Annotated in this window: 9 protein-coding genes; all 9 read left to right on the forward strand. The window is 62.8% G+C overall.

What is annotated here, in order from left to right:
• Nucleotides 1-2: 2 nt before the first annotated feature.
• The 9 genes from GHT07_RS19075 (at nt 3) to virB11 (ending at nt 8630) form a co-directional block, all read left to right on the forward strand.
• Nucleotides 3-386, forward strand: a complete 384-nt coding sequence (locus tag GHT07_RS19075; RefSeq protein ID WP_153586694.1) for a VirB3 family type IV secretion system protein — start codon at nt 3-5, stop codon at nt 384-386.
• Nucleotides 364-2772, forward strand: a complete 2409-nt coding sequence (locus GHT07_RS19080) for a VirB4 family type IV secretion/conjugal transfer ATPase (RefSeq protein ID WP_228488446.1) — start codon at nt 364-366, stop codon at nt 2770-2772. Before GHT07_RS19075 ends, GHT07_RS19080 begins: the two co-directional genes overlap by 23 nt.
• A complete protein-coding gene (locus tag GHT07_RS19085) occupies nt 2769-3431 on the forward strand; it encodes a type IV secretion system protein (protein ID WP_153586696.1) in 663 nt (220 codons plus the stop codon). Before GHT07_RS19080 ends, GHT07_RS19085 begins: the two co-directional genes overlap by 4 nt.
• The gene (locus GHT07_RS19090) at nt 3404-3739 is read left to right on the forward strand and encodes a hypothetical protein (protein ID WP_228488447.1); all 336 of its coding nucleotides are present in this window, start codon (nt 3404-3406) and stop codon (nt 3737-3739) included. Before GHT07_RS19085 ends, GHT07_RS19090 begins: the two co-directional genes overlap by 28 nt.
• Before the next feature lie 3 nt (nt 3740-3742).
• Entirely contained in the window at nt 3743-4738 is a 996-nt protein-coding gene (locus GHT07_RS19095; protein ID WP_153586697.1) for a type IV secretion system protein, read from the forward strand.
• A gap of 2 nt (nt 4739-4740) precedes the next feature.
• A complete protein-coding gene (locus GHT07_RS19100) occupies nt 4741-5472 on the forward strand; it encodes a virB8 family protein (RefSeq protein WP_153586698.1) in 732 nt (243 codons plus the stop codon).
• Nucleotides 5469-6263 carry a TrbG/VirB9 family P-type conjugative transfer protein gene (locus GHT07_RS19105; protein ID WP_153586699.1) on the forward strand — a complete coding sequence of 265 codons (795 nt, stop codon included), beginning with the start codon at nt 5469-5471 and terminating at the stop codon, nt 6261-6263. The genes GHT07_RS19100 and GHT07_RS19105 overlap by 4 nt, the downstream gene beginning before the upstream one ends.
• 62 nt (nt 6264-6325) lie before the next feature.
• Nucleotides 6326-7615 carry a type IV secretion system protein VirB10 gene (virB10, locus tag GHT07_RS19110; RefSeq protein WP_323741019.1) on the forward strand — a complete coding sequence of 430 codons (1290 nt, stop codon included), beginning with the start codon at nt 6326-6328 and terminating at the stop codon, nt 7613-7615.
• Nucleotides 7593-8630, forward strand: a complete 1038-nt coding sequence (gene virB11 / locus GHT07_RS19115) for a P-type DNA transfer ATPase VirB11 (protein WP_153586701.1) — start codon at nt 7593-7595, stop codon at nt 8628-8630. The genes virB10 and virB11 overlap by 23 nt, the downstream gene beginning before the upstream one ends.
• The last annotated feature ends 146 nt before the right edge of the window (nt 8631-8776 follow it).

Here is an 8776-nt window from a genome sequence, read left to right on the forward strand (position 1 = left end):
TCATGACCGACGAGAAGCAGCCCGTCGAATACATCAGCTACAACGGTCTGGGACGCAGTCCGATGATTTGGGGCATCCCGTACATGGTCGGTCTGGCAATCATGTGCGTGTCGCTACTGGGCGGAATGCTGCTCGGAACTTTCGTCGGTGGACTTGGATGGCTGTTCGCCCTCGTCGGAATTCCGCTCGCCTTGTTCGCCAAGATGCTTTGCACGAACGACGACAAGGCGATTCAGATCCTCTTGCTCGAAGTGAAGTGGAGCCTGATCAAAGCCGTGAGCGGCAACTCGGCGCTCCACGGCGGCACGCTCGCAATCGCTCCCACAACCTACGGCCGAAAACTCAAAAATGTTAAGCGCTATTTTGAAACGACAGTTCGCGGGTGAGGAGCAGCTGCCGCCGTACAACTACCACGTCAGGGACACGATCGTGTCGCTGGAGGATGGGCGCGTGGCCTTCGCGGTGCGGATCAAGGGCCTGCCATTCGAAGTCACCAGCGACAACGTCCTCGAGAACCAATACGACGGACTGAACGACCTGCTTCTGAGCATCGGGAAGTCCACCGGCTCGCGCCTGACGGTGTGGGCTCATCTCGATCACTACCAGACGCAATTCAAGACGAACTACCAATTCAGCTTCCAGTGGCTGCGTGACTTCAGCGCCAGGTACATGGCGAAGTTCGATGGCACGGACATCTTCGAGAACGATTTCTACCTGACCTTCGTTCTGAAGCCGGGCTTGAACGACAACCTCGAGGAGTGCATCCGCGAACTGGAGGAGATCCAGCTCACCGTGACGCAGACGCTGCGGCCCTACGAGTGCGAGCTGCTGGCGATGTACGAGCATCAGGGCCATCAGTTCAGCGAGTTCTACGAGTTCATCGCGTACCTCTACAACGGCTTTTGGGAACGCGTGCCCGTCACGTCGCTGCCGCTGTTTCAGGCCGTCGAAACGAGCGCGCTGCATCACGGCTACAAGCTGATCGAAACGCGCTTCCCGGACGGCGGTAGCCGCTACGCGGCGTATTTCGACCTGAAGGACTTTCCCGAGCCGACCACGCGCGGCAAATTCAATCCGCTCCTGGAGCTGCCGTTCCCGTTCCTGTTGTGCCTGTCGTTCACGTTCATCAATACCGCCGACTCGATCCGCATGATCAATCAGGCGCTTAACAAGATGGAGTCGGCCGGCGACGAGGCCGTGGAGCAGATGGCCGACATGGCCGAAGGCAAGGGCGCGGTCATGTCGGGCCAGGTGTACTTCGGCGAGCTGCACGGCGCGCTCGCCGTGTTCGCGAAGAGCGAGAAGCTTGCGGAAGATCGCGGCGCGACCGCGCGAACGACGCTCAGCGGCTCATGCGCGACGCAGTTCGTTCCAGCGACGATCTCATCGCCGGAGACCTTCTTCTCCATGTTCCCCGGCAACGTGAAGCGGCGGCCGCGGCCAATGCCGAAGACCACGCGCAATCTGCTCGGCCTCTTCAGCATGAACACCTACAGCTCGGGCAAGCACCACGGCAACCCGCTGGGCGACGGCTCCGCCGTGCTGCCGCTGCAGACCACCGTGCATGGTGTCTATCACTTCAACTTCCACTACTCGCTGCCCGAGCTCGACTCGCGCGGTGAGAAGCGCGCCGGCCACACAGTGATCCTTGGCGCAACCGGCGTCGGCAAGACGACATTGCAAACCACGATCCTTTCATTCCTGGAGCGGTTCGATTGCAAGCTGTTCGCCATCGACAAGGACGGCTCCATGCGCGGATTCGTCGAAGCGCAGGGCGGTACGTACTTCCGCCTGGCCAGCGGCGAGCCGACCGGCTTGAATCCGTTCCAGTTGCCCGACACGCCACAGAACCGGACGTTCCTCTATGACCTGGTGGGCGCCTGCGGCCGCAAGCCCGGACAGGACAGCACGGCGGAAGACACGAAGGACATCAAGCGCGCGGTCGACAACGTCTTCGAGCTCCCCTTCGAGCATCGCCGTTTCGGCGCGCTGGTGCAAAGCATTCCCGATCGCGGCGAAGACTGCCTGGTCCGGCGACTGGCCGACTGGTGCTACGGCGAGGTGGATGGCCGCTACGCCTACGCACTCGACAACCCGCGCAACAACTTCGACTGGGAAGGCTTCCGTCGCGTCGGCTTCGACGTGTCGGACTTCCTCGTTGCGGGACATCCGGCAACCGAGCCGATCCTGTCCTACCTGTTCCACCTGAAGACGCTGATGCAGCGCAACGGCGGGCTGCTGGCCACGGTCGTCGAGGAATTCTGGATGCCGCTGCAATACCCGACCACGGCGGCCCAAATCCTCGACGTGCTCAAGACCGGGCGGCGGCGCGACGAATTCATCGTGCTTGTGAGCCAGTCACCCGAAGACGCGATCAAGAGCCCGCTCTTGCCGGCGATCCTGCAGCAGACGCCCACCAAGGTGTACCTGCCGAACCCGGACGCGGAGTACACGACGCCTGACGGCGGTGGTTACTCGCGCTTCGGCCTCACGATCAAGGAATTCCAGAAGCTCAAGAAGCTCGGCGTCCAAAGCCGCAAGCTGATGATCAAGCAGGGCGCGCAATCGGGCATCGCAAAGCTCAATCTCGAAGGCATGGGCGACGACATCGCGGTGCTCGCGATGGCCGCCGAAGACTTCCCCATTCTCGAAGCAGCCAAGGCGCAGGCCGGAACGCACCCCGACCAGTGGGTGCCGGTCTACAAGGCGATGCGCCGCGCGGCCCGCGACAAAGTTTCTCAACCCGCGACACAAGGAGCGAACAACAAATGAAGTTTTTTCGATTCATCGACAGAGTGAAGGCCGTTCTCGGCGCACTCGTGCTCGTGGCCGCAGGCGCGGCCCATGCCCAGATACCCGTCACGGACGTGGCGAGCGTCACCACGCAAGTGAGCAACCAGGTCGAATCCATCGCCAAGTGGGTTCAGCAGTTCAACCAGATGCAGCAGCAGATCACGCAGTTCCAGCAGCAGTACACCGCGATCACAGGCGCGCGCGGGATGGGCGGACTGCTCGACAACCCAGCCCTTCGCAGTGCCTTGCCTTCGGACTGGCAATCGATCATCACGCAGGTGAAGTCGACGGCCGCCTATGCGACCGAGCGGCAGAAGTATCCGACCTTTCCGAACTTGCCAAAGACCACGGCGTTGTATGACGTGGTGGCGGCGCAGAACGCGACCATGAGCGACCTCTACGCCAAGTCCAACGGACGGTTGCAGCAGATTCAAAGTCTCATGGGTCAGATTGATTCAGCCTCCGACCCCGCGGCGAAGCAGGACCTCGCGAACCGGCTCATCAGCGAGCAAAACAATATCCAGGCCACCAACAACCTCGTGACGATCCTGCAGCGCACGCAAAAGCAGGAGCTCGAAGTCGCCAGTCAACAAGCCGTGAAGGAACTGTCATGCAAAGAATTCAAAAACTGCTCGTGATCACGGCCGCCGCGTCGGCGGCGATCGTGGCCCTGTCTCTCGCAGGATGCGGCAAGGTCGGGGAGAAAGTCCCGAGCGCTGCGGACTATCTGCATGACATCGACGCGGCACGTGCCAAGGTCAAGGAGTACCAGGGTGATCCGGCCAAATTGCAGAACGACGCGGCGGTGATCAACGCATCGCAGGCTGTCGCGAAGCTCGGGTCGGATCGCGTCTTGCAGTGCTGGGGAAAGACTTCCGCCGAACGGCATGTGGCGACGGCGAACACGAACCACGAGTGCCTCGACGCCCAGGGCTTCAAGAGGTAGCCGATGGATGAAGCGGCGCCCATTACATGGCTGATTAGCCAAATCAACGCCATCGTGACCGCTGGCGCCGGCGCCACGGCCAGCGCGATCGCCTCGGCGGTCACACCGTTGGCCTCGGCGTGTTTCGGCATTTACATCATCCTCATCTGCGTGAACTACATGCGCGGCGCGGAGACCGAGCCTGTCGTCGACTTCGGGATGAGGATGGCGGGCTTCGCCGTCGTCATCGGGCTGGGCCTGAACGCCGCCAACTACACGAGCACGGTGATTCCCATCGTCACCGGCCTCGGCAGTGATCTGGCATCGGCTGTGAGCGGCGGCACCGCGACGGCGGGCACGCTGGACCAGCTGGCGTTGAAGTATTTCAACATCCTGGCTGAAGGGTACGACGCGGCGAACAGCACGCCGTTTCCCTTCAACGTCGGGCCGTTGTTGCTGTATGCGCTGAAGGCCCTCTGCATCCTGGTCGGACTGATCCCGTTCCTCGTCCTGGCCACCCTGATGCTTATCGTGGCCGACGTCGGCGCCGTGCTGGTGGCCAGCGTCGGGCCACTGTTCTTCGCGTTTCTCTTGTTCCCCGCGACCCGCCAGTACTTCTCGGCGTGGGTGAACACGGCGCTGAGCTACGCCCTGATTCCGATCTTCGTGGCGGTCATCGCGGTGATTTCCGTGGGCCTGTCGGCCACGATGATCGGCAGCGGCACGCTGGACGATGCCTCGTTGAAAACCGTCTTCCTGGCGTCCATGGGCAATCTGGTCCTGTTGTTCCTGCTCAAGCAGGTCAGCGCACTTGCATCGTCTCTGAGCGCCGGCGGTATCAACGCGTCGATGCCCGGAAGCATTGGCACGCTAGCCAGCGGGATTCGATCCGGCGCGATGGGAACCTACCGCGAGGGGCGCGCCGGCGTGCAGCTGGCTAAGAGCGGCATGCGACTCGCGCAGACGCTTCGCGATCGATTCGCGAATCGGGACAACTCAATTCAAAGAAAGCCTGGGTAAACATGAACGCCAACGCCCAAGCGCTGGAAGCAACGGAACCAGCGAAGCAGAAGACCAACCAAAAGCGCGTCCCGCAGGCCTTCGCCGAAGCCGCCGCGGATTTCGAGCGGTCGAAGCTTGAAGAACTCAAGCGCTCGCGCACGATCGCCTGGCGCATCGCGGGCGCCGCAACAGCGGTCGCTGGTGTCGCGGTCGCCGCGGCCTTCGTCGCGATCGTCATGCGCACCGAGCCCGAACCCGTGATCCTGAAAGTGGACAACAGCACGGGAGCCACAACGGCGCTGCGATCGATCCGCGACAGCAAGGATCAATACGACGAGGTGGTAAACAAGTACATGCTCGCCCAATACGTTCGCACCTGCGAGGCCTATGACTGGTACACGATCGGCGATCAGTTCGAGGCGTGCAAACTGATGTCCGAGGATGCCGTGGCCAAGGAGTACGCGCGCAAGGTGCAGGCGCCCGAATCCCCGCTGAAGGTGCTCAAGGACAAGGGCAAGGTGGTGGTCAAGGTCGGCTCCATCGTGCTCATGGACGACAGCGCCCAGGTTCGCTACACGTCCGAGAAGCTGAACGCGAGCGGCGAGAACCTGGACAACTCGCCCGTGCAGAAGTGGATCGCGACGGTCGTCTTCCAGTTCAAGCCTGGTCAGATGACGGAGCAGCAGCGGCTCGTGAATCCGCTGGGCTTCAAGGTGGTGACCTACCGCATCGACCCCGAGGTAGTGAAATGAAGGCGCGCCTTTTGAGCCTGCTCGCGATTGTCGCGCTGTCGGCGCATGCCGATCCGCGTATCCGCACGGAGATCTACGACAAGACCCAGGTGTACAACGTCCACACGATGATCGGCCGCGCGACGCTGATCCAGCTGGAGGATGACGAATCGCTGGCGATCTCGCCGGCGTCGGTGCTGGGCATCGGCGACGCGGACGCCTGGAATCTGGGCGTGCGCGGCAACAACATCGTGCTCAAGCCGTCGCAGAAGATGCCGCACACCAACGTCGTGTTGGTGACCAACAAGCGGACGTACTCCTTCGAGCTGCTGGCCACGCCCAAGGAGGCGACGCCGACCTACATCCTGCGGTTCCGGTATCCGGACAGCGAAGCAGCGAAGGCCGCGGCGGAAGCGGCCGCCGAAGCCAAGCGCGCGCAGATCACGGCGGCCGCCAAGGCGGAAAAAGTAGTCGTGAACGCCGACTACGTCTGGCGCGGCGACAACGAGATGCTCAAGCCGACGGCGGCCTACGACGACGGCCGATCGACGCGGCTGGTCTATGACCACGGCGGCGAGTTGCCCGTGTTCTTCAAGGTGCTGCCGGACGGCAGCGAGTCGCTGCTGAACTTCAACATCGACCCGGCGCACAAGAACACCGTGGTGCTGCATGAAGTGATCCGCACGGTGCGCGCGCGCATGGGCGACAGCGTGATCGAAATCGTGAACAAGGGCTATGTGCTGCCCAAGTTCAACGAGTCAGGCACCGGCGTGCCGGGGACCGTGCGCGTGGACAAGGGGAGTCAATCATGAGCGAAACGGTGGATTTCACCGACCCGGGCGCACTGCCAGGCCTCACGGCACCCGACGCGCAGGTGCTGGGCGCGCCGGCGAGCAAATTGAAGTCGAAGACGAACGTCGGCAAGTTCGCGGTGCTGGGCATTGTGCTCGCCGCGTTCCTCTTCATCGTCGCGGGCCTGCTGATCTATCAGCGGCACAAGCGCAACCAGGCGGCCGCGGAGCCGGTGACCGCTTCCAAGCGGATCGCGCAGGCGATCAAGCCTGGCTTCGCGCAGAAGAACGCAGCGGTCGAAAGCGACTCGATCGAGAAGACCAAGGCCGAAATCAAGAAGAAGGAGAACGACGAGAAGGCACAGCTGAAGGCGATCCAGGACGCGCAAGCTGAAGCACAGCGTCAAGCCGAAGCGGAAGCGGCCAAGAAGGGCGCGACTGGAGCTCGACGAGGGTCATCCCCGAGCGGTTCCGCGACCGCGAACGGCCAGCAAGCGGCGCCGAGACCGCCGACGCCCGCGGAGCGCGCGATGGCCGGCGGCGTGCTGCTGGAGACGACGGGCGCCAGGCCCAAGGCGGACGGTCCATTGTCCGACAAGGACCAGCAGCAGCGTGAAGTGCAGGCGCGGCTTTCTGCCATGGGCGCGCAGCCAGCCGGCGGACCCGGCGCGGCGTCCGGAGGTGGCAGTGCTGGGCAGGGCAGCGACACCATCGCCGCACGCCTGCAGCCGACCGTGCTGCAAGCGCGATCGGCGGGCCGCCTGCCCGACTTGGACTACCTGCTGAAGAAGGGCACAAGCATTCCGTGCGCTTTGAAGACGGGCATCGATACGACGCTGCCCGGCTTCGTGATCTGCGAAGTGCTGAATGACGTGCGGTCGGCCAACGGCAACACGGTGCTGATCGATCGCGGCGCGACGGTGTTCGGCGAACAGCAGTCGAGTCTCAAGCAGGGCCAGGCGCGCACCTTCGTGCTCTGGACGCGGATCGACAACCCGAGCGGGATCTTCGTGAACATTGACAGCCCGGCCTCCGACCAGATGGGCTACAGCGGCGTGCCTGGATACGTGGATACGCATTTCTGGCAGCGCTTCGGCGGCGCGATCATGCTGAGCCTCATCCAGGACTTCTCGGCGGCGATGGCCCAGCGATGGGCCAACCAGCAGAGTGCGAGCAACAACACCGGCGCCACCGTCGTCAACTCGCAACCGCCCTTGCAGAACACGCAGCAGGCCGCGCAGAACATGGCCTCGGAGGCCTTGCGCAATTCGATCAACATCCCGCCGACCCTGGTAGTGAACCCCGCGACCATCGTGAACGTGATGGTGGCGCGTGACGTGAGCTTCGAAAATGTCTTCAGCCTTGTTAAGTGACGCGCCACCGATCACGCGCGTAGATCGCTCGCTGTCCGTGCGCGAGATGATGCGCAAGTACGGCATCACCGAGGCACTGCGCGGTCCTATCACCGAATTCGCGATCAACCGGCCCGGCGGCTACTGGACCGAAGGCGTGAATGGCTGGGTGTTCACCCACAACGAGGCCTTGACCCTGTCGAATTTGCAAGGCCTGGCCACGGCTACAGCCGTCTTCAATCAAAAGAAGCTCGATCGCGACACGCCAATTGCATCGCTCACATTGCCGGACGGCGAGCGGTGCCAGGTCGTGCTGCCGCCGGCCTGCGAGGACGGCACCGTGAGCATGACGATCCGCAAGCCATCGACGAGCCGGTTCACCCTGACGGACTACGCGGGGTCGGGCAGGCTCAAGCCCGCGCTCTCCAGCTCGAGCGACGACTTGCAGGCCTGGGAAAAGGAAATGCTCGAACTCACCAAGCAAGGCGACTTCGAGCGCTTCTTCGAGCTGGCGGTGGAGCACCACCTGAACGTGGTGACGGTGGGCGGCACCGGCTCGGGCAAGACGACGTTCTCCAAATGCCTGATCGATCTGTACCCGCCGACGCGGCGCCTCTTCACGATCGAGGACGCCCACGAGCTGACGACACCGAACCATCCGAACTCGGTTCATTTGTTTTTCAGCCCGTCGATTAGCGCAAAGGCCGTGCTCTCCAGCTGCATGCGCATGAAGCCCGATCACCTGTTCATCACCGAGCTGCGCGGCGACGAAAGCTGGGACTACCTGATGGCTTTGAAGTCCGGTCACAGCGGCTCGGTGACGTCGATCCACGCGAACGACTGCCGCGGCGCGCTCTACAAGATCGGCTCGTACATCAAGCAATCCGAAGTCGGGCAGACGCTGGACTTCAACTACATCATGCAAGAGGTGATGACCACCATCGACGTGGTCGTCTACTTCGAAAAGACCTTCCTCAAGGAGCTGTACTACGACCCGGCGAACAAGCTGCGTCTCTTGCGAGGCAGCGCGGCATGAGCAAGAAAAAAATCGCGATAGCCATCGCCGTGCTGCTGCTCCTGGCGGTCGCATCGGTGTTCGGCCTGCTCTACGTCTCGTCCGGGCTCCTCGTGAAATACCTCGCATTGCACGACGTGACGCCGCATCTGAGTCTTCCGTTCGAG

It is taken from the genome of Caenimonas koreensis DSM 17982, assembly GCF_009646335.1.
Taxonomy (GTDB): domain Bacteria; phylum Pseudomonadota; class Gammaproteobacteria; order Burkholderiales; family Burkholderiaceae_C; genus Ramlibacter; species Ramlibacter koreensis.

Coding starts and splice junctions, on each gene's coding strand:
- GHT07_RS19085 (WP_153586696.1), top strand. CDS start 2,769: ATGAAGTTTTTTCGATTCATCGACAGAGTGAAGGCCGTTCTCGGCGCA.
- GHT07_RS19090 (WP_228488447.1), top strand. CDS start 3,404: ATGCAAAGAATTCAAAAACTGCTCGTGATCACGGCCGCCGCGTCGGCG.
- GHT07_RS19100 (WP_153586698.1), top strand. CDS start 4,741: ATGAACGCCAACGCCCAAGCGCTGGAAGCAACGGAACCAGCGAAGCAG.
- GHT07_RS19095 (WP_153586697.1), top strand. CDS start 3,743: ATGGATGAAGCGGCGCCCATTACATGGCTGATTAGCCAAATCAACGCC.
- virB11 (WP_153586701.1), top strand. CDS start 7,593: ATGTCTTCAGCCTTGTTAAGTGACGCGCCACCGATCACGCGCGTAGAT.
- GHT07_RS19105 (WP_153586699.1), top strand. CDS start 5,469: ATGAAGGCGCGCCTTTTGAGCCTGCTCGCGATTGTCGCGCTGTCGGCG.
- GHT07_RS19075 (WP_153586694.1), top strand. CDS start 3: ATGACCGACGAGAAGCAGCCCGTCGAATACATCAGCTACAACGGTCTG.